Source organism: Allobosea sp. 05T439 (assembly GCF_056396005.1).
Window position 1 is genome coordinate 1 of record NZ_JBFTKP010000012.1, and the last position, 18,153, is coordinate 18,153.

Annotated in this window: 22 protein-coding genes; 12 read left to right on the forward strand and 10 right to left on the reverse strand. The window is 64.1% G+C overall.

Going from position 1 to position 18,153, the window contains the following annotated elements:
- Positions 1 to 435, forward strand: a 435-nt coding sequence (locus tag AC1DIO_RS15545; protein ID WP_476853655.1) for an amino acid ABC transporter ATP-binding protein, incomplete at its 5' end; no start/stop codon positions are given.
- A gap of 192 nt (positions 436 to 627) precedes the next feature.
- Positions 628 to 936, forward strand: coding sequence for a hypothetical protein (locus tag AC1DIO_RS15550; protein WP_476853656.1), 309 nt, complete (start codon positions 628 to 630; stop codon positions 934 to 936).
- A 72-nt stretch (positions 937 to 1,008) separates the two neighbouring features.
- Here the strand turns inward: AC1DIO_RS15550 and AC1DIO_RS15555 are convergent, their stop codons facing one another.
- Both AC1DIO_RS15555 and AC1DIO_RS15560 read right to left on the reverse strand, forming a co-directional pair.
- On the reverse strand, positions 1,009 to 2,178 hold the full coding sequence (locus AC1DIO_RS15555; RefSeq protein ID WP_476853657.1) for a glycerophosphodiester phosphodiesterase: 1,170 nt from the start codon (positions 2,176 to 2,178) through the stop codon (positions 1,009 to 1,011).
- A gap of 220 nt (positions 2,179 to 2,398) precedes the next feature.
- Positions 2,399 to 2,539 (reverse strand): hypothetical protein, encoded by a 141-nt coding sequence (locus AC1DIO_RS15560; protein WP_441505483.1) that lies wholly within the window; start codon positions 2,537 to 2,539, stop codon positions 2,399 to 2,401.
- Positions 2,540 to 2,951: 412 nt separating this feature from the next.
- Between AC1DIO_RS15560 and AC1DIO_RS15565 the strand changes: the two genes are divergently transcribed.
- From AC1DIO_RS15565 to AC1DIO_RS15580, 4 genes are read left to right on the forward strand one after another with little or no spacing between them, the layout of a single operon-like run.
- Positions 2,952 to 4,250 carry an RsmB/NOP family class I SAM-dependent RNA methyltransferase gene (locus tag AC1DIO_RS15565; RefSeq protein ID WP_441505484.1) on the forward strand — a complete coding sequence of 433 codons (1,299 nt, stop codon included), beginning with the start codon at positions 2,952 to 2,954 and terminating at the stop codon, positions 4,248 to 4,250.
- A gap of 50 nt (positions 4,251 to 4,300) precedes the next feature.
- A complete protein-coding gene (gene guaA / locus AC1DIO_RS15570) occupies positions 4,301 to 5,863 on the forward strand; it encodes a glutamine-hydrolyzing GMP synthase (RefSeq protein ID WP_476853658.1) in 1,563 nt (520 codons plus the stop codon).
- Complete coding sequence (locus AC1DIO_RS15575; protein ID WP_476853659.1) at positions 5,860 to 6,174, forward strand: hypothetical protein; 315 nt, start codon at positions 5,860 to 5,862, stop codon at positions 6,172 to 6,174. The genes guaA and AC1DIO_RS15575 overlap by 4 nt, the downstream gene beginning before the upstream one ends.
- Before the next feature lie 40 nt (positions 6,175 to 6,214).
- Entirely contained in the window at positions 6,215 to 7,366 is a 1,152-nt protein-coding gene (locus AC1DIO_RS15580; RefSeq protein WP_476853660.1) for an MFS transporter, read from the forward strand.
- A 376-nt stretch (positions 7,367 to 7,742) separates the two neighbouring features.
- On the opposite strand, the gene AC1DIO_RS15585 is transcribed toward AC1DIO_RS15580, so the two are convergent.
- From AC1DIO_RS15585 to AC1DIO_RS15600, 4 genes are all read right to left on the reverse strand, one after another.
- Entirely contained in the window at positions 7,743 to 8,993 is a 1,251-nt protein-coding gene (locus tag AC1DIO_RS15585; RefSeq protein ID WP_476853661.1) for an RNA polymerase sigma factor, read from the reverse strand.
- The gene (locus AC1DIO_RS15590) at positions 8,993 to 9,346 is read right to left on the reverse strand and encodes a YciI family protein (protein ID WP_476769066.1); all 354 of its coding nucleotides are present in this window, start codon (positions 9,344 to 9,346) and stop codon (positions 8,993 to 8,995) included. The genes AC1DIO_RS15585 and AC1DIO_RS15590 overlap by 1 nt, the downstream gene beginning before the upstream one ends.
- 36 nt (positions 9,347 to 9,382) lie before the next feature.
- Entirely contained in the window at positions 9,383 to 9,781 is a 399-nt protein-coding gene (locus tag AC1DIO_RS15595) for an MAPEG family protein (RefSeq protein ID WP_441491904.1), read from the reverse strand.
- Positions 9,782 to 10,108: 327 nt separating this feature from the next.
- The gene (locus tag AC1DIO_RS15600) at positions 10,109 to 11,098 is read right to left on the reverse strand and encodes a zinc-dependent alcohol dehydrogenase family protein (RefSeq protein ID WP_476775425.1); all 990 of its coding nucleotides are present in this window, start codon (positions 11,096 to 11,098) and stop codon (positions 10,109 to 10,111) included.
- A 105-nt stretch (positions 11,099 to 11,203) separates the two neighbouring features.
- Between AC1DIO_RS15600 and AC1DIO_RS15605 the strand changes: the two genes are divergently transcribed.
- Positions 11,204 to 12,103, forward strand: a complete 900-nt coding sequence (locus AC1DIO_RS15605) for a LysR family transcriptional regulator (protein ID WP_441491902.1) — start codon at positions 11,204 to 11,206, stop codon at positions 12,101 to 12,103.
- A 102-nt stretch (positions 12,104 to 12,205) separates the two neighbouring features.
- On the opposite strand, the gene AC1DIO_RS15610 is transcribed toward AC1DIO_RS15605, so the two are convergent.
- Together AC1DIO_RS15610 and AC1DIO_RS15615 are read right to left on the reverse strand one after the other, a co-directional pair.
- Positions 12,206 to 13,129 carry a PLP-dependent cysteine synthase family protein gene (locus tag AC1DIO_RS15610; RefSeq protein ID WP_476775424.1) on the reverse strand — a complete coding sequence of 308 codons (924 nt, stop codon included), beginning with the start codon at positions 13,127 to 13,129 and terminating at the stop codon, positions 12,206 to 12,208.
- A gap of 1 nt (position 13,130) precedes the next feature.
- Positions 13,131 to 13,493, reverse strand: a complete 363-nt coding sequence (locus AC1DIO_RS15615; protein WP_441491900.1) for a DUF488 domain-containing protein — start codon at positions 13,491 to 13,493, stop codon at positions 13,131 to 13,133.
- A gap of 87 nt (positions 13,494 to 13,580) precedes the next feature.
- On the opposite strand from AC1DIO_RS15615, the gene AC1DIO_RS15620 reads away from it, so the two are divergent.
- A complete protein-coding gene (locus AC1DIO_RS15620; protein ID WP_441491899.1) occupies positions 13,581 to 14,063 on the forward strand; it encodes a MarR family winged helix-turn-helix transcriptional regulator in 483 nt (160 codons plus the stop codon).
- Positions 14,064 to 14,244: 181 nt separating this feature from the next.
- Positions 14,245 to 14,877 (forward strand): 2'-5' RNA ligase family protein, encoded by a 633-nt coding sequence (locus AC1DIO_RS15625; protein WP_441491898.1) that lies wholly within the window; start codon positions 14,245 to 14,247, stop codon positions 14,875 to 14,877.
- Here AC1DIO_RS15625 and AC1DIO_RS15630 read toward each other — a convergent pair.
- Positions 14,869 to 15,528 carry a helix-turn-helix transcriptional regulator gene (locus AC1DIO_RS15630; RefSeq protein WP_476853662.1) on the reverse strand — a complete coding sequence of 220 codons (660 nt, stop codon included), beginning with the start codon at positions 15,526 to 15,528 and terminating at the stop codon, positions 14,869 to 14,871. The genes AC1DIO_RS15625 and AC1DIO_RS15630 overlap by 9 nt on opposite strands.
- Positions 15,529 to 15,611: 83 nt before the next feature.
- On the opposite strand from AC1DIO_RS15630, the gene AC1DIO_RS15635 reads away from it, so the two are divergent.
- Genes AC1DIO_RS15635 through AC1DIO_RS15645 form a run of 3 tightly spaced genes read left to right on the forward strand, consistent with a single transcriptional unit; the run spans position 15,612 to position 17,035 of the window.
- Positions 15,612 to 16,208: a superoxide dismutase gene (locus AC1DIO_RS15635; RefSeq protein WP_441505488.1), complete on the forward strand. Its 597-nt coding sequence runs from the start codon at positions 15,612 to 15,614 to the stop codon at positions 16,206 to 16,208.
- Positions 16,209 to 16,215: 7 nt separating this feature from the next.
- Positions 16,216 to 16,551: a tetratricopeptide repeat protein gene (locus AC1DIO_RS15640; RefSeq protein WP_441491895.1), complete on the forward strand. Its 336-nt coding sequence runs from the start codon at positions 16,216 to 16,218 to the stop codon at positions 16,549 to 16,551.
- A complete protein-coding gene (locus AC1DIO_RS15645) occupies positions 16,544 to 17,035 on the forward strand; it encodes a DUF2165 family protein (protein WP_441491894.1) in 492 nt (163 codons plus the stop codon). Before AC1DIO_RS15640 ends, AC1DIO_RS15645 begins: the two co-directional genes overlap by 8 nt.
- Positions 17,036 to 17,071: 36 nt before the next feature.
- On the opposite strand, the gene AC1DIO_RS15650 is transcribed toward AC1DIO_RS15645, so the two are convergent.
- Positions 17,072 to 18,106: an aldo/keto reductase gene (locus AC1DIO_RS15650; RefSeq protein ID WP_441491893.1), complete on the reverse strand. Its 1,035-nt coding sequence runs from the start codon at positions 18,104 to 18,106 to the stop codon at positions 17,072 to 17,074.
- Positions 18,107 to 18,153: the final 47 nt, after the last annotated feature.

Below are 18,153 nucleotides of genomic sequence, written 5' to 3' on the forward strand. Positions count from 1 at the left end.
TCGCCCCTCGCCCCGATCTGGGTGCGCAAGATGCCGAAGAAGGATGCCKAGGAGATCGGCATGCACTATCTCAAGCGCGTGAAGATCCCGGAGCAGGCGCTGAAATATCCGGGCCAGCTCTCKGGCGGCCAGCAGCAGCGCGTCGCGATCGCGCGCTCGCTCTGCATGAGCCCGAAGATCATGCTGTTCGACGAGCCGACCTCGGCGCTCGACCCCGAGATGGTCAAGGAGGTGCTCGACACCATGGTGAGCCTGGCCGAGGAGGGCATGACCATGCTCTGCGTCACCCATGAGATGGGCTTTGCGCGCCAGGTCGCCGACCGCGTCATCTTCATGGATGCCGGCCAGGTCGTTGAGATGAACGAGCCCAACGAGTTCTTCAAGAACCCGCAGCACGAACGCACCAAGCTCTTCCTCAGCCAGATCCTGCACTGAGGCCGGGCAAGACTTGAACCATGCGGCGCGCCGAACCCTCGGCGCGCCGCAACTGCGTCAAGGTTAGAGCGAGGACCGAGCGTCGTCTGCCATAGTGGACGCTGCCATGGCGATTGATCCAACAGGCATAGATAGAGATAGCCCCCCGTATCTCTCCACTATCGGCGCGATCAAATTCCGGAACAATTCGGGATGTACCCCGTTCTTGCCTGCAGAATGGAGGAACGCATCATKAGATTCATCATTCCGACGATGACTGCTGTCCTGCTTGCGACGAGCGGCGCCTATGCCCAGTCGATCAACATTGGACCGGGCGGCGTCTCGGTCGATCCACGCTCGCCGCGCGAGCGCGCCATCGACCGCGAAATCCGCCGCGAAGAGCGCATGCGCGATCGCGCCCGCTGGGAGCGCAGCAGCTGGCGCGGCGATTGCCGCACCGTGAGGACCATCGAGGAAACGCCGCGTGGCGAGATCAGGCGGACGACGCGGGTCTGCGATTGATCTCCCGCTGAAATGTGCAAGAGAAAGCCCGCCCTGGTGATCCGGGGCGGGCTGCTGATCGTTGGGGCTGGCTTATTTGGCGTCGCGGGCCTTCACGGCGGCATCGGGGAAGTCCGAGAACAGCCCGTCGATGCCGAGATCGAAGAAGGCCTTGTACTCGGCAGCGGGATCGCTCTTGAAATTCGAGGTTAGCCGCTTCGGCTCGCTGCGGAACGTCCAGGTATGGACGAAGAGTCCGGCCGCATGCGCGTCCTTGACGACATTGGTCGGCGCGATCAGCACCCGATCCTGCTCGTCGATCTTGCCGTCGCCGTTCAGATCCTTCGGCTTGCCGTCCTCGCCGATCGTCTGCTTGCCGGCGAGGATATAGGGCTTCCACGGTCCGACGCCGTCGGCATAGGTCTTGATCTCCTTCAGCCCGTCGGCCGTGACCAGGTCCTTGAAGGTGCGCTTGTCGCCGGTGACGACGAAATCGTAGGGCTTGTCGAAGGGCGCGGCCAGCACGATGCCGCCATCCTTGTCGACGTCATCGGCATCGACGAGCTGGACGAGGCGCAGTTGCGTCTTGCCGCGCAGATATTTGAGATTGGCCGTCTCGAAGCTCTGGATGATCACGGGCGAGGACTTTTCGGTCCAGCCGGCCGCCTTCAACTGATCGAGCAGGCGGTCCTCGAGCGGCAGCCCGATCGCGGCATGAAAGATCGGGTGCTTGGTCTCGGGATAGATGCCGATGGTGCGGCCGGTCCGGGTGCTTTCGGCCTTGGCGAGATCGATGATCTCCTGCAGCGTCGGGATCGGGAACTTGCCATTATGCGACTGGTCGCGATCGGGCATCGCCTGCTTGGCGCGCAGCGTCTTGATCTCCGCGAGGGTGAAATCCCCGGCGAACCAGTCATTGGTGTCGACACCGTCGACCTTCCTGACAGTCTTGCGAGCAGCGAATTCCGGTCGCTCCGAAACGTCCGTGGTGCCGCTCAGCATCGGCTCGTGCCGTGCGACGAGTACGCCGTCCTTGGTCGCGACAAGATCCGGCTCGATGAAATCGGCGCCCTGTTCGATCGCCAGCTTGTAGGATTCGAGCGTGTGCTCGGGCCTGTGGCCGCTGGCGCCGCGGTGACCGACGATGAGGGGCTTCTTCCCATCGAGGGTCGGCACGGGGTGGGCGAAGGCGGGCGATGTGGCAGCAACGCCGCCGCAGGCAAGGGCGGCCAGCAACGTGGCCGAAAGTAGCGTCTGTTTCATCGGATCTGTTCCCTGATCGCGGCAAGAGCGCGCGACCATGATCAGACGATATGACAGCTCCGTGAAGTGGTCTTGTGCCGCAAGGACAACTTTGTGGCGAGGCGCGGGGGCGCTGCCCGTCCGGTCTGTATCGTGGCGCGTCCTGACGGACGACGATCGAGAGGCCCGGCAGAAGCGTCGCCCGGCCAAGCCAGAGCGACGCTTGTGATCGGCTGCGGGCTCAGCGCTTGTTTTCGAGCGTCGTCTTGGCGTCGAGGCGCTTCTGCGGGGGCGGCGTCAGGTCTGGCGGCGCTGTTGTGGCGCAGGCCGTGAGGGCCAGGGCAAGAAGACCGGCAAGCGTGATTCGGCAAAAGCGCTGCATGGCGTGGTTTCCACTTGATCGGAGCGATCGCCCCCGGTGTGCCGCTGACGACGACGCTTCGTCAAGCAGACGGCTTCACATGGTAATACGTCGATTTTCAAGCTGGACGCAGCAAGCGCAACCAGCCTCGGTTGCCGGATCATCCTGCGATGAGGACCGTAAGCCCGGGAAGCCCGGCTCGCCATGCGGATTGCGGCATTCGGGGAGAGTGCCGCAAGATCGGCCGGAGTGGTGGCCCGGTCATGAGCGCCCGTGAGCGGCGGAGCAGAACGTCTGCTCAACCGGGACGGAATGTCCGGGACATGCCTTCGCCTCAAGTATCCGGTCGAGACGTTGTTGCCCCTGCCTCGTCTATATGACACCACAGCGCCGAGATTATGCCGCACACGCCGGCACCAGACGGAACGACGCAATGACCCCTGCCGCCCGCATCAGCGCCGCCATCGAGGTGCTGGACGATATCATACAGCGTCGCCGGCCGGCATCCGACGCCCTGAAGGATTGGGGTCTGTCGCGGCGCTTTGCCGGGTCGAAGGATCGTGCCGCAATTGCGACCCTGGTCTATGACGCGCTCCGCCGCCGCTCCTCCTCGGCCTTCGCCATGGGCGAGGAGACCTCGCGCGCGATGGTTCTCGGCATGCTCGCCGGCCTGCGCGAACTCCGGATGGAAGAGATCGCCGAACTGTGCTCGGGCGAGAACCACGCGCCCGCGCCGCTGACGCGCGAGGAGGCGACCCGGCTGATCACCTTCGATCTCGACGACGCACCGGGCTGGGTCCGCGCCGATGTGCCTGAGTGGCTTTGGCCTGCTTTCTCAGCGAGCTTTGGCGAGCAGGCCGTGTCGGAAGGCGCCGCACTGGCCGATCGTGCGCCGATCGATATCCGCGTCAATCGCCTTAAGTCGAATCAGGCCAAAGTGTTGGCGGAACTCGCTCATCTTGGAGCGGAGGCGGGGGCATGGTCCCCTGATGCGATCCGCTTCCTGCCGGGGGCGGATGGGCGCGGCCCTTCGCTGCAGAGCGAGCCGAGCTTCTTCGAGGGCGCCTTCGAGATCCAGGACGAGGGCTCGCAGCTCGTCTCGCTACTGGCCGGCGCCAAGCACGGCGAGACCGTGGTCGACCTCTGCGCCGGCGCCGGAGGCAAGACGTTGGCTCTCGCTGCCCAGATGCAGAATCAGGGTCGCCTGTTCGCGACCGATCTCGATAGCCGTCGTCTGGCGCCACTGCATGAGCGTCTGGCGCGCTCGGGCGCCAGTATCGTCCAGATCCGCGTCCCGCGCAGCCGCGGCCATGAATCCCTCAGCGAAGTCATTGGCGAGGCCGATCTCGTCCTGGTCGATGCGCCCTGCACCGGTTCCGGCACCTGGCGGCGTAATCCCGACGCAAAATGGCGCGTCAGACCGGGCGCGCTCGCCGAGCGGATCAAGGACCAGGCCGAGGTGCTGGCGCGCGCAGCCCGCCTGGTGAAACCCGGCGGTCGTATTGCCTATGTCACCTGCTCGGTGCTTCCGGATGAGAATGACGGGGCCGTTTCAGGGTTCCTGCAGCGCCACCCCGGCTTCACCCTCGTGCCGAGCCAGGAGATCCTGTCGTCGAGGGAAGGCGACTTTGCTTTGCTCGCGCGGTTCTCGACCGCGCTTGGCCTGCAATTGTCGCCGCAGCGCACCGGGACGGACGGATTCTATCTGGCTTGCGTCAGGCGCGAGGCCTGAGGCGCGCTTGCGCCGTTGCGCCTGCGCGCGTGATGGCGTAACCGGGCGCGATGACGAGCAAGCCCCACGACTCCATCCTCATCATCGATTTCGGTAGCCAGGTCACGCAGCTGATCGCGCGTCGCGTACGCGAGATCGGCGTCTATTGCGAGATCGCGCCGTTCCAGTCGGCCTCCGAGGCCTTTCAGCGGATGAAGCCGAAGGGTGTCATCTTTTCCGGCGGGCCGGCCTCGGTGCCGGATGAAAATTCGCCGCGTGCGCCCCAGGAAGTCTTCTCGGCGGGCCTGCCGCTTCTCGGCATCTGCTATGGTCAGCAGACCATGGCGCATCAGCTCGGCGGCAAGGTCGAGGGCGGGCATGCGGCCGAGTTCGGCCGCGCCGATGTCGAGATCGTCGCGCCCTCGGCACTGTTCAGKGAGGTCTGGAACCAGGGCGGCCGCTTTCCGGTGTGGATGAGCCATGGCGACCGCGTCACGCAGTTGCCGGCTGGTTTTTCGGTCAAGGCGACCTCGGAGAACGCGCCCTTTGCGGTGGCGAGCGACGAGGAGCGGCGTTTCTATTCGACCATGTTCCATCCGGAGGTGGTGCATACGCCGGACGGCGCCAAGCTGCTGCGCAACTTCGTCGTCGATATCTGCGGCTGCGTCCCGGATTGGAGCATGTCCGCCTATCGCTCCGAGACCATCGCCAAGATCCGTGCGCAGGTCGGCAAGGGCAGGGTGATCTGCGGGCTTTCCGGCGGCGTCGATTCCGCCGTTGCCGCCGTGCTGATCCACGAGGCCATCGGTGACCAGCTCACCTGCGTCTTCGTCGATCACGGCCTGATGCGGATGAACGAGGCGGAAGAGGTCGTGCGCCTGTTCCGCGACAGCTACAATATCCCGCTCGTGCATGTGGAGGCTGAGGAACTCTTCCTCGCCGAGCTCGCCAAATGCGGCTCCGATCCGGAGGCCAAGCGCAAGACCATCGGCCGCCTCTTCATCGAGGTCTTCGACGAGGAAGCGCGCAAGCTCGGCGGTGCCGATTTCCTGGCGCAGGGCACGCTCTATCCCGACGTGATCGAGAGCGTCTCCTTCTCCGGCGGGCCCTCGGTGACGATCAAGTCGCACCACAATGTCGGCGGATTGCCCGAGCGCATGAAGATGAAGCTCGTCGAGCCGCTGCGCGAGCTGTTCAAGGACGAGGTCCGCGTGCTGGGCCGGGAGCTTGGCCTGCCCGAGGCCTTCGTCGGCCGCCATCCCTTCCCGGGGCCGGGCCTCGCCATTCGCTGCCCCGGCGAGATCACCAAGGAAAAGCTCGACATCCTGCGCAAGGCCGACGCGATCTACCTCGAGGAGATCCGCAAGGCCGGTCTCTACGACGTGATCTGGCAGGCTTTTGCCGTGCTGCTGCCGGTGCGCACCGTCGGCGTGATGGGTGACCACCGAACCTACGACCATGTCTGCGCGTTGCGTGCCGTCACCTCGGTGGACGGCATGACGGCCGATTTCTATCCCTACGACATGGCCTTCCTCGGCCGCACCGCGACTCGTATCATCAACGAGGTCAAGGGCATCAACCGGGTCGTCTACGACGTGACGTCGAAGCCGCCCGGTACGATCGAGTGGGAGTGATTCAGACCCGCTCGAATGTCGCGCTGAGGGTCTTTCCCGGCCTCGAACATCACAATCTGCGCCGGCTCTTCCATGCCGGCATCTGCGTTCCGGTCAACTCCGGTGATCCAACGTATTTTAGAGGTCACGTAAGCGAAAATCTCATCCCCTCGGCCGAGGGATTGGGCCGGACCGCAGAGGAGCAATTGACCCTGGCAGACAACGGCCTCAGGGCCGCGTTCGTCGATGAGGACAGGCGTAAAACGAACCGGAAGGTCATCAAKGGCAGGAGTCCACTGGGTCTTGCAGCGGTCTCCTACAATGAGACCTGAAAATACAGATTCTCCGCTCCGCATCTGGCTTGCGGTAATCGTGCTCGGCATCGCCTCGTTCACAATGGTCACGACCGAGTTCGCGCCGATCGGGCTGCTGTCCCAGATCGCCCTGGATCTGGGGCGAGATCAGGCCTCGGTCGGGCTCACGGTGACGCTCTATGCCTGGATCGGCGCCGCGAGCGGCCTGTTGTCGGTCGTTCTGCTCCAGAAGTTTCCTCGCAAGCCATTGCTCATCGTCTTGATGCTCATTCTTTCCGCGACCAATCTTGCGGCGATGATTTCCCACAGCTTCGACGGGTTGTTGCTGGCACGCGCGGTGGGCGCTGTCGTTCACGGTTTCTTCTGGGCCATGGCTGCTGCGGTCGCGTCACAGATTGCACCGTCCCACCGTATGGGTGTTGCAACCGCAATCATATTCGGCGGGATCTCGATGGCGACCGTTGTCGGCGTGCCGCTCGCGGACCTCGTCGGTCAGGCGAGTGGATGGCGTGCAGCGTTTGGCTCAATTGGCGCAGTCGGGCTGCTTACCTCGGTCCTGATGATCGCAGTTCTTCCCAAAATGCAGCCCGGATCGCCGGCAGGATGGAGAGAGCTTGGATCGGTGTTCCGCAGACATGACCTGCTGGGGATCTATGCTGTAACGGCATTCATGGCGGCGGCGAATTTCGCAGCGTACACTTTTATCGAACCATTCCTCGGAGAAATTCCGGATCTTCCCCAGGTCATGATCGGTGTGTTGCTGTTCGGCTTTGGGGCAGCAGGATTCCTTGGGAACATCCTGACCGGCTTTCTCATCGACCGCTTCATGAAGTCCATCATCACTGCAGGGCTGTTTGCCTTGTGCCTGGCGCTTGTTGGCCTTGGATGGTTCGGTCCTCAGCTGGGAACAGGTTGGGTCTTCGTCTTGCTCGTCATCTGGGGCGCCGCCATCGCGGCGCTGTTCGCGGGCCTGCAGACCTGGATCCTGCGCGCGGCCGGTTCGACAGTCATGTCCGCTGCCGCGATACACTCGGCGGTCATCAATTCGGCCATCGGCTTCGGAGCCATCCTCGGCGCCCGGATATTGACTGTATCCGGCGTATCCGGAGTGATGCTGGCCGCCGGAATGGTCGTCATTGTCCCGCTTCTGATCATCCTGTTGCAAGCGGCTCCCCAGGCTGGCCCGAAGGAAAGGGGGAGCGTTGCTTGATGGTTGAGGCTGCAGTCAGACGCCGGCAGGCTTCTCAAGAATACTGAGACGGGTTCGGCAACGGTCCGGTGATCTTGCCTTTGAAATCAGGACCCCAACTTTTTGACAGTCCTGATGTCGGAGTTTTTGCGGTTACAGATTAGATTTGCGAGAAATGTCCATTGGTTATTCGTTGTTCAAACAATCGAGTGGAGTGAGGGCGAGCGGCGGCAGCAGGCCAGCACCCACCGCTCGCGGGTATGCGAGTATGTGCATGCGACAACGACCTTTGATCGCCGATAGCGCTCCTCAGATTGTCGAGGCCATGGCTTTGACCAACTCCTGAGGGGCTCCTTCACCGCCGGATTTGGGATCAGATTGACCGCCAGTGCGGTCCCTAAGATGTCTCTGCCGCGTGCCGGGCGACCTKATCCCGGCGGCACCTGAGAAAGACCGCGTCCGATGGACTGGACGCAAGGCCGATGGCGCGATCAAAGGCCGCAAGCGCGGCGTCGGTCGGGCCCGAGCGGGACAGCAATTCGGCACGTGCCGCATGAAACGGCTGATAGGCCGAGAGCGCTGAGGCAAGCAACTCAAGAGCGTGCAAGCCTGCTTGGAGTGCGCCAGCTTCCGCCAATGCCACGGCGCGGTTCAACCGGACGACCGGCGTCGGTTCGATCCGCAACAGGCTATCATAGAGCAGGACGAACTGCGGCCAGTCGGGCGGCTCCGCCTGGACATGCAAGGCGGCAATCGCCGCCTTGATCTGAAAGGCCCCCGGCGCGCGTCGCGCCACTGCACGATCGAGCAAGGCCAGCCCTTCGGCAATCCGGGCGCCATCCCAAAGCCTACGGTCCTGCACTGCAAGTGGGACGCTGGTTCCGCCGGCATCGAGCCGTGCCGCGCGGCGGGCTTCGGTGATCAGCATCAGCGCCAGCAGTCCCTCGATTTCGGCCTGGTCCGGACGCAGGCCATTCAACATGCGCGCAAGATAGATGGCCTCTTCACCCAAAGGACTGGCGTGAGATTCGTCCGTGCCCGAATAGGCCTGGTTGAAAATGAGATAGACGACGGTCAGGACGGATTGCAGCCGCTCTGCCCAGGCTTCCGGTCCGGGTACGGCATAGGGAATGCCGGCGGCGAGTATCTTTGCCCGTGCCCGCGAGAGGCGCTGGCCCATGGTGGTTTCGTTGTCGAGGAAAGCAGCGGCAACGTCGGCCGTGCTCAATCCGCCCAGGGTGCGAAGCGTCAGTGCGACCCGGGTCGTGGGCTCCAGCGCCGGATGGCAGCAGGTGAAGATCAGCCGCAGGCGTTCGTCGGCAATATCCTCGGTCGTCGTCTCGGCTGCTTCGGCTAGGGAAAGCCGGGCGATCTCGCCAGCCTTGCGGTCCTCACGGGCCGACTTGCGCAAGCGATCGATCGCCTTGCGCAGCGCGACCTTCAAGAGCCAGCCCTGAGGCGAGGCAGGCAGCCCCGTCCTTCCCCAATGCACCACCGCCGAGGCCAGGGCGTCTTGCAGCGCGTCCTCGGCAAGCTGAAAATTCTTCAGCTGAACAATCAGCGCAGACAGAAGCCGCCCCCGATCCATCCGCACCATATTCTCGATGGCGCAGGAAACCGATCGGGGATCGGGGGCGGCCTCCGACATCAGGCGTCGTAGTCCATCACGGGCCGCACTTCGATCGTCCCATAGGCCGCCGACGGGATCATCGCTGCGAAGTGCAGGGCGGCATCCAGGTCGGGAACCTCGAAAATATAGTACCCGCCGAGGCGTTCCTTGGTCTCGGCAAAGGGGCCATCCATCGTCTCCACCTTGCCTCCGCGAATCCTCAGACTCGTGGCGGTCTCGACATCCTTCAGGCCTTCGCCCGCCACATAAGCGCCCGCCGCCTTCAGGGTTTCGTTGAAGTCGAAATACCCCTTCATCATCACCTCGAATTCAGGCGTGCCATAGGCTGGCTCGAGGGACGGGTCACTATAGATCAGCGCCATGTACTGCATGTCAGGTCTCCGGTGTTGGGCAGGTTCGGGGAGGTGTCAGGGGCGAGAGCCAAGCGCCGCGAGGGCGAGGGCCGCGGTCAGCGTCAGTGTCGCAAGGATGCAGGCGGAGTTACCCGCGATCCGCAGGGGATGGGTGGGGGCATTGGCGCGCAGTCCGATGGGGTGCAAAATCCGCCCGATGACGACCAGCAGCCCGGCGGCATGGAGCCAGAGCGGGCCGGCGCCCTGGCCCTCGGCCAGCACCATCAGGATGAGGATCATCGGCACCCATTCGACGAAATTGCCATGCCGGCGGATGCGTTCGTGCAGATTGGCATTGCCTGCATCTCCGATGGAGACGCTCAATGCCGAGCGGGTTTTGGTGACGCCGATCCACAGGGCCAGAAAGATCACGGCCAGGGGGATCGCATAGAGCGAGGTAATCGGAAAAATCATCAGGTTGGGCCATTCAGCTTGGTTTCGATGCCCCAAGAACGCTGCCCAATCCCGGATTTCGACATCCAGGCAAAAAATTTCAAACGAGCATGCCGGGTGGCATCCGCTAGGGTAAATTGGCCGCCTGGGCCAGTGGTATGAAATTCTATGAAGAATTACTCTGATGGAAAAGGGTGAAGTCGTTCGTATGATATTACATTTCGATACTGTGCCTCACAGCGGATAAATATAGCCTGAAATTCATTCGATCGCCCAATGCGGATAGACTTCGCGGTGAAGTCCGGTCCTTGGAGGCGCCGCGCCTCCGGCGGGAGAACGCACGAGCGATCAGATCGTCACGACGATCTTGCCGAATTGTTCGTTCGACTCCAGGAACCGGTGCGCCTCGACGATCTGGTCGAACGGAAAGATCCTGGCGATGGTCGGCTGAAGCGATCCGGACGCCAGCCCGTCGAGGATGAACGCCTTGGCCGCCTCGAGCCGCGCGGGATCACTGAGGATCTCGTGTACGAGGTAGCCGCGGAGCGTCAGCGTCTTGCTGAGGACGGCGAAGAGCGGGAAGGGGGGCGGTTCAGGGCTCAAACCGCCATATTCGATGAGAATGCCACCCCGCGACATCGCGGCCGTCAGCGGGCCGAATATCGGGCCGCCGATCGGATCGAGCACGACGCGTACACCATTCCGGCCAGCGATGTCCGACAGCCGCGCTTCCAGATCTTCCTCGGCCGAAGCGACGACATGGGTCGCGCCAAAGGCGAGCAGGGCCTGCTTTTTGCCTGAGGTGCGCGTGACCGCGATCGTGGTCGCGCCCACCGTCTTGGCAATCTGGAGCGCGGCAAGTCCAACGCTGCTTGATGCAGCCGTGATGACGACAAAGTCCTCCCTGCGGAGCTTGGCGATGTCGATAAGCGCCCCATAGGCGGTGAGGTACTGCATCCAGAAGGCGGCAGCCGCTTCGAAACTGAGCGATGGCGGATGCTTCACGACGAGTTCGGCTGGAAACGTGGCAAGCTCGCCATAGGCGGGCCAGCGCACCATCGACACGGGTGGCACCACGCTGGCGGCGTCGCCAAGTACCAACCCTTCCACATCGTCGCCGACGGCTTCAATGATGCCTGCTGCCTCAAGGCCGAGACCGGACGGCAAAGTCGGTGTCTCGATATAGGTGCCGGCGCGCAGCAACGCCTCGGCGCGGTTCAGCCCGAGCGCCTTGACCCGGATCTGCACCTCGCCTCGGCCGGGAGCCGGAACCGTCACGGTCTCGATGCGCAAGACCTCCGGACCACCATGCTCATGAAAGCGAACGACGCGTGCCATTGGCTGTAACTCCAAATTATTTGAACGGAATAAGCTATGCGTTCGGGCCGTGCCGCGGATAAATGGCTGAATCGGAAGATCAGTCAAAACTATGGGTTCTGAAAGATGGATCGCCTTACGAGCATGGCCGTGTTCGTCAAAGCCGTTGACTTGGGCTCGTTCGCGGCTGCCGCCGAGGCTCTCGATCTGTCGGGGCCGATGGTCGGCAAGCATGTCCGCTTCCTGGAAGAGCGGCTGGGCGTGCGCCTCATCAACCGCACCACGCGCCGCCAGAGCCTGACGGATTTCGGGCGCACCTATTTCGATCGCTGCCGCGTCGTTCTGGCCGAAGCCGAGGCTGCAGATGCGCTCGCTGCCGACCAGCTTTCAGAACCGCGCGGAAAGCTGCGTGTCACCATGCCTGCGCTCCTCGGCCGATGCTGCGTTGCGCCCATCCTGCTGGAGCTCGCGCGGCGCCATCCCGCGCTGGAGCTTGATCTGTCGTTCAGCGACCGCATCGTCGATCTTGCCGAAGGGAACTACGATCTCGCCATCCGGACAGGCGAGCTGGCGAACAAGACAGGCGTGATCGCGCGACGCATCGCTCGTCACCGGATGCTCGTCTGCGCGTCGCCGTCCTATCTCGAGACACACGGCCGGCCCGGTCAGATCGAGGAGATCGGTCGGCATCACGCCATCATCTACAGCCGGCCGGGCTGGATTCACCCGTGGCTGTTCGCGCGCGAGGGCCAGCCACCGGTGGAGGTTGCGCCGGTCGGCCGGTTGCGGCTCGACGACCTTGATGCCGTGGCCGATGCCGCAGCTTCCGGCCTGGGCCTTGCCTGGCTGCCATCTTGGCTGATTCAGGAGCGCATTCAGGCAGGCAAGCTTGTGCCGTTGTTGCTGAATGAGCCGGGATATGTGTTCGACAACTACGCGCTATGGCTGCAGACGCCTCACCTGCCGCGCAAGGTACGTCTCGCCGTCGATGCGCTGGCATCGGCGCTGCCCAGGCTCATGGCCTGAAATGCAGGGCATAGGGCGTCGCGACGACTTCAAGGCGCTTTCGGCCGCCCATTCCATCCCCACCGGACAAGAACGGAGTGTCGTGCGTCGGCCGGCAGCGCCTCAGTGCTTGCTGAGATATTTCATACCGGTATCGCACATCACGGTGACGATGGTCGCGCCGGGGCCGAACTGCTCGGCGAGGCGTAGCGCTGCGACGACATTGGCTCCCGTCGACGTTCCCGCGAAGAGGCCTTCCTCTCGGGCGAGGCGGCGGGCCATGGTGGCAGCCTCCTCGGTCGAAACCAGATCAATCCGGTCGGCGATGTCCTTCTCCCAGAGCGGCACGACATAGCCGGCGCCGATCCCGTCGATCTTGTGGGCTCCGGTCGCGCCGCCCGACAGCACCGGGGATTCGGCGGGCTCCACGGCCGCAATTGCGATCGCGGCATTGTGCCGGCGCAGCGCCTCGCCGGTTCCGCGGAGCGAGGCGGCGGTGCCGACGCTCTGGACGAAGCCGTCGATCCTGCCCTTCGTCTGCGCCCAGACTTCGTCAGCCATCCGGTGATAGGCCGCCATCTGGTCGCGGTTCTTCATCTGGTCGGTCCAGAAACTGCCGGTCTCGGCGGCAAGGACCCGTGCGGCTTCGATCATGTCGCGGGTGAGCTTCTCGGTCATGCGGCCGCTCTCACTGGGAATGATCTGAAGCTGGGCGCCCAGCAGTTTCATATGCTCGAGCTTCTCTCGCGCGAACGCGTCCGAGGTCACGATATGCAGCGGGTAACCCTTCACGGCACAGACCAGCGAGAGGGAGACGCCCGTGCTTCCGCCGGTATATTCGACGACGGAACCTCCCGGCTTCAGGCGGCCGTCCGCTTCGGCGGCCTCGACCATCGCCAGCGCCATGCGGTCCTTCATGCTCCCCGTCGGGTTTTCGCTTTCCAGCTTCAGCAGGATCCGGGCGCCGTTTGCCGGTGCGATCCGCCGCAGCGCGAGGAGGGTGGTGTTGCCGACGAGGTCCAGGATGGTTCGGTCCGGGTGGTTCATCTCAGGCGCCCTGCTGTTCGAGCCAGATCTTGAGCGCAACCGCATTGTTCCGCTCTTCGTCACGCGCCGCGTAGAGCAGGGTCACCGGACCTTCGCGCAGATGCCGGAAAAGCTCCCTGGTGGCCGCTTGCGCCGCTTCGCTCGTCAATTCGTCCGCATAGGCCGCGCGGAACGCATCCCAATCATCCGGCTTGCCGTGAAACTGCTTCCGCAGGGCATTGCTCGGCGCGATCTCCTTGAGCCAGAGGTCGATATGCGCCTTGTCCCTGGAGATGCCGCGCGGCCAAAGCCGGTCGACCAGGATGCGCTTGCCGTCATTGGCGGCCCGGTGGTCGTAGACGCGCTTCAGGACGAATGAGGCCATTGGACGTCTGCCACGTGGGGAACGAGGCGCCCGGATCGCGCGACGCCCATTTCCATGCATCTACATGTATTGTAGATGCATATAACCATGAGAGCTGGGAAGCAATCGCAAGGCAGCCTGCGACGCGAGGCTCGCGCCCTGGTCGACGCTTGCCCGGCCTGGAATGCCCGGCTGGCGGCGCGACGCATTTCGCTGTTCATCGATCGGGACATGGCGGCCCTTGGCCTTACCGCGGCGCAAGCCGGGCTGATGGCGCAGATCGCGACCATCGGCGACGATACGCTCGGCGCACTCGCTCAGCGGACCGGGCTCGAGCAATCCACGCTGTCGCGCAATCTGCGTACGCTGGAACGCGAGGGGCTGATCGAGATCGCGGTGGTGGAGGCAGACTTGCGGCGTCGTGCAGTGTGGCTGACCGAAGCCGGCGTACGGCGGTTACAGGAGGCCCTGCCGGTCTGGCGTCAGGCCCAAGCCCGTCTCGCGCAGATCCTGAGGCCTGGACTGGCGCGCGAGCTCGCAGACCACAGCGAGGCGCTGAACGAGGCGAAGCCCGGATCACGATTGCCTTGAAAGCTCCAAAATCTCTTGGTCGAGTGCGCGCCCTGGTCCCCCTCCGGCGAGCATCGGGCGCTGAGGTCGGTCGCGCTGCGATTGGAGGGCCTGGCTAGCGGGCAGCAGGACAAGCGTATCGGATTTCGTGCTGCGGTAGCGGTCGGGCGTCTTGCCGGACAGGTCGAGAGCGAGGTGCGAGATGACACCTGTCGACGCGTGTGATCTGTCGTTTCCGGATCTCAGTCTTCCGCAGAACCTTCGCGGCCCCCCGCGGGCAGGCAATCGCGAAAGCGTCGCAATCTTCTTCGCGCTCCTGCCGGAGCCGGACACAGCGAGCTACATTTCCCATCTCGCCGGCGACCTTCGCGCCGAGTTCAAGCTGCACGGTCGGCTGCGCCCGCCGAGCCTGCTCCATGTCTCGCTCAACAAGGTCGGCAATTTCATCGAATTGCCGAGGGAAATCATCGCCGCAGCGCTGGAAGCCGGCCGAATGGTCGAGGCCCATCAGTTCGCCGTGAGCCTTGACCGGTTCCTCAGTTTCAGCGGCGGTGAACCTCACGCCCTTGTCCTGTGCTGCGGGGAGGATCTCGCCGCGCTTTCGACACTGCGCCGCAACATCGATCGAGCGCTCAAGAGGGTCGGGCTGAAACCGGGTGGTCAGGCAGGTTCGACGCCCCATGTGACCATATTATACGACCGCGAACTCGTACCTCCCATGGGGCTCGAGCGGCCGATCGGCTGGGTTGCCCGCGACTTTGTCCTGATCGAGAGTTTCCAGGGACAAGGCCGATACGAGATTCTGGGGCGCTGGCCGCTGCACCCGCTATGTTGAAGGTCGAATGCGGTAAGCGCAGCGCCGCGCGCCATGAAGGATGTGTTCCTCTCGTTCGACCGAACAGCCCGGTCCGAGCGCGTCTCTGAAGATCGCGAGTTCGGCGCGGCAAAACCCCTGGCAAATCGACGCCGCGGCGCAGATCGGACAGTGGTTCTCGATCAGAAGCCAGCCATCGTCCGATCGCTGCCATTCGGCCATATAGCCTTCGCGGCTCCGGATCTCGGTGAGCGCCGCAATGCGGGCCTCCAGCCCTTCGGCGCCCGCCATGGCTGCCTGATAGGCGGTTCGCATCTCGGTTTCGCGGGCGTTGATCAAACGGTCGAGCGCGTCTGCCCCCAGGAGTTCGCGCACGGACCGCAACAGGCTGACCGTGAGCTCCGCATGGCTGTCGGGGAAGCGCGCCTGACCCTTGTCGGTCAAACGCCAGAACTGGGTTGGGCGGCCGACACCTCGGGACACGGTCTCGGTTTCGACAAGGGCTTCGGTCGCGAGCTTCGCGAGTTGCTGCCGCGCGTTCTCGCCCGTGGTGCCAAGCGCCCTTCCCAGATCAGCCGCGGTCTGTGCGCCGCGTGTCTTCAGCAGGTTCAGCAGCCGGTCAGCCGGCGGACGGGGCAGTGATGATGCATTTTCCAAGTCGTAGCTTGACATATTTCAGGAGCGCCAATATTCCAAGTCAATACTTGTTTTATAGAGCTTGCAGCAACCCGCTGCAAGCTGCGCTGGAGATGACGATGCCCTTCACGGTTCCGAGCCTGCCTTACGCCCTCGATGCGTTGGCGCCCGTCATGTCGGCAGAGACGCTGGACCTGCATCACGGCAAGCACCATCAAGCTTACGTCACCAAGCTCACCGAGCTTGTTCCGGGCTCGGCCTTCGAAGGTTTGAGCCTTGAGGAGATCATTCGCGGCTCCTTCGAAAGACCGGGCGCAGAGGCGATCTTCAACAATGCCGGCCAGCACTGGAACCACAATTTCTTCTGGCCCTCGCTAAGGCCCGATGCCGGCGGCATGCCCGGCAGGCTGGAAGCCCGGCTGAAGGGCGACTTCGGAACGATCGATGCCTTCAAGGCCGAGTTCGTGAAGCAGGGCCTTGCCCAGTTCGGTTCCGGCTGGGTCTGGCTGGTGCAGACGCGGGAAGGGCGTCTTGCCGTCACCAAATCAGCCAACGCGATCAACCCGCTGGTCCATGACCAGACGCCGCTGCTCGGCTGCGATGTCTGGGAGCATTCCTATTATGTCGACTATCGCAACCGCCGTGCCGATTACCTCCAGGCCTTCGTCGATCATCTCGTCGACTGGGATGTGGTCGCGTCGCGCTTGCCGGCCTGAGCCGATGATGGGACTCGCTGAGCGGCTCTCGGCGCGGCTCGCGGCTGGCGCCGAGAGCCACATCCTCCGCTTCGCCCTTGGCGCGGCCTGCCTGAAGAGCGGCGACGGCCCGGCCGCGATCGTACACCTCGAGCGCGCGGTCGCGCTTGATCCTGATTATTCGGCGGCATGGGCGCTGCTTGGCCGCGCCCGGTTGCTGGCGGGGCGGACGGAAGCGGCGTGCACAGCGTGGCAGCGTGGAATTTCGGCGGCCGAGCGGCGAGGCGACATTCAGTCCGCCCGGCAGATGCAGGTCCTCCTCAAACGCGCTTCAAAACCTGCCGGAGACGTGGATCGTGCCTGATCTGCCCTCAGCGATCCTGCTGTTCAAGACGATGCTGGTCTGCGGTCTTTCGCTCTGGTCGGCGATCACGGTCCTGAACAATATTGGCGACTTCCGTGGGGCGGCCGGCGCCATTGCGCGAACATTGGCGATGACGCCACTCAGGGAGGAGCCCGCGATCCCGACGCCGCTGCTCCGGCGGGCGCTGCGCTGCGATCACTGGTCTGTTCTCGCGCTTGCCGCAATCCTCGCGATGCAGGCCCTTGCGACAGCGCTGCTCGGCCTTGGTGGGTTTGAGTTGATCCGTGCCTGCCTGACTGCCGCGGCTCCGGCGCGGGGCATCTGGTTCTCGACTGCGGGGCTGGGCGTGATGGCGCTGGTCTGGCTGTCGATGATGAGCGGCGGGCTCTGGTTTGGCTACTGGATCCGTCAGGGCGAACTTCAGCTGACGCAGATCGCCCTGCTCACCATGACCGTTGTGGCTGCGCTGGCAGTCAATGCCTGACGCCGCTCGGGCGTCAGGCTGGCTTGTCCTGCTGTCTCAGACGATGGGCGGGTTGAGCCGCGCAAACCCCGCCTGACGGCGATAGGGAAAATAGGGATAAGGCGCGGTCACGCTGCTTGCTGCATCCAGCCGTGCGATCTGCTCTGCAGTCAGCGACCAGCCGACCGCTCCGAGATTCTGCCGGAGCTGCTCCTCGTTGCGGGCGCCGATGATGACGCTCGACACGGTCGGGCGCTGAAGCAGCCAGTTGATCGCGATTTGCGGTACCGATCGGCCGGTCTCCTTGGCGACCTCGTCGAGCGCATCGACCACCGCATAGAGCCTGTGATCGTCGACCGGCGGACCGAACTCGGCGGTCTGGTGCAGGCGGCTTCCCTCCGGCAGCGGCTGGCCGCGGCGCAGCCTACCGGTGAGGCGGCCCCAGCCGAGCGGGCTCCAGACCAATGCGCCCACGCCCTGGTCGCGCCCGAGCGGCATCAGTTCCCATTCGTAGTCACGCCCGACCAGCGAGTAATAGACCTGATGCGCGACATAGCGCGGGTAGCCATGCCTCTCCGCGAGTGCGAGCGACTTCATCAGCTCCCAGCCGGCAAAGTTGGAGACGCCGACATAGCGGAGCTTGCCGGCGCGCACGAGGTCACTGAGCGTCGACAGGACCTCCTCGATCGGCGTATGGGCATCGAAGGCGTGGAGCTGCAACAGGTCGATATGCTCGGTGCCGAGCCGGCGGAGCGCATCTTCGACCGCCTTGATCAGGCGCGGGCGCGACGATCCGGCATCGTTTGGTCCATCGCCCATCGGAAGGCTGGTCTTGGTCGAGATCAGCACCTCGTTGCGGCGCCCCTTGATCGCCTCGCCCAGCACCTCCTCGGACGCTCCGTTGGAATAGACATCGGCGGTGTCGAACAGGGTGAGACCGGCCTCAAGGCAGATGTCGACCAGTCGCCGGGCTTCTCTGGCGTCGGTGGTGCCCCAGGCGCCGAAGAGCGGACCCTGGCCACCGAAGGTTCCGGCGCCGAAGCTGAGGGCGGGGACCTTGAGGCCGGATGCTCCGAGATTACGATAGTCCATGATGGCTCTCCTTGGTGGTGTGATGGAGCAGATAAGTCTGGTTGGAT

Bases quoted from the DNA above. Each gene is read 5' to 3' on its own strand.
- AC1DIO_RS15555 (WP_476853657.1), bottom strand. From the start codon at position 2,178: ATGAAACAGACGCTACTTTCGGCCACGTTGCTGGCCGCCCTTGCCTGC.
- AC1DIO_RS15560 (WP_441505483.1), bottom strand. From the start codon at position 2,539: ATGCAGCGCTTTTGCCGAATCACGCTTGCCGGTCTTCTTGCCCTGGCC.
- AC1DIO_RS15565 (WP_441505484.1), top strand. From the start codon at position 2,952: ATGACCCCTGCCGCCCGCATCAGCGCCGCCATCGAGGTGCTGGACGAT.
- AC1DIO_RS15590 (WP_476769066.1), bottom strand. From the start codon at position 9,346: ATGCAGTACATGGCGCTGATCTATAGTGACCCGTCCCTCGAGCCAGCC.
- AC1DIO_RS15595 (WP_441491904.1), bottom strand. From the start codon at position 9,781: ATGATTTTTCCGATTACCTCGCTCTATGCGATCCCCCTGGCCGTGATC.
- AC1DIO_RS15600 (WP_476775425.1), bottom strand. From the start codon at position 11,098: ATGGCACGCGTCGTTCGCTTTCATGAGCATGGTGGTCCGGAGGTCTTG.
- AC1DIO_RS15605 (WP_441491902.1), top strand. From the start codon at position 11,204: ATGGATCGCCTTACGAGCATGGCCGTGTTCGTCAAAGCCGTTGACTTG.
- AC1DIO_RS15610 (WP_476775424.1), bottom strand. From the start codon at position 13,129: ATGAACCACCCGGACCGAACCATCCTGGACCTCGTCGGCAACACCACC.
- AC1DIO_RS15615 (WP_441491900.1), bottom strand. From the start codon at position 13,493: ATGGCCTCATTCGTCCTGAAGCGCGTCTACGACCACCGGGCCGCCAAT.
- AC1DIO_RS15620 (WP_441491899.1), top strand. From the start codon at position 13,581: ATGAGAGCTGGGAAGCAATCGCAAGGCAGCCTGCGACGCGAGGCTCGC.
- AC1DIO_RS15625 (WP_441491898.1), top strand. From the start codon at position 14,245: ATGACACCTGTCGACGCGTGTGATCTGTCGTTTCCGGATCTCAGTCTT.
- AC1DIO_RS15630 (WP_476853662.1), bottom strand. From the start codon at position 15,528: ATGTCAAGCTACGACTTGGAAAATGCATCATCACTGCCCCGTCCGCCG.
- AC1DIO_RS15635 (WP_441505488.1), top strand. From the start codon at position 15,612: ATGCCCTTCACGGTTCCGAGCCTGCCTTACGCCCTCGATGCGTTGGCG.
- AC1DIO_RS15640 (WP_441491895.1), top strand. From the start codon at position 16,216: ATGGGACTCGCTGAGCGGCTCTCGGCGCGGCTCGCGGCTGGCGCCGAG.
- AC1DIO_RS15650 (WP_441491893.1), bottom strand. From the start codon at position 18,106: ATGGACTATCGTAATCTCGGAGCATCCGGCCTCAAGGTCCCCGCCCTC.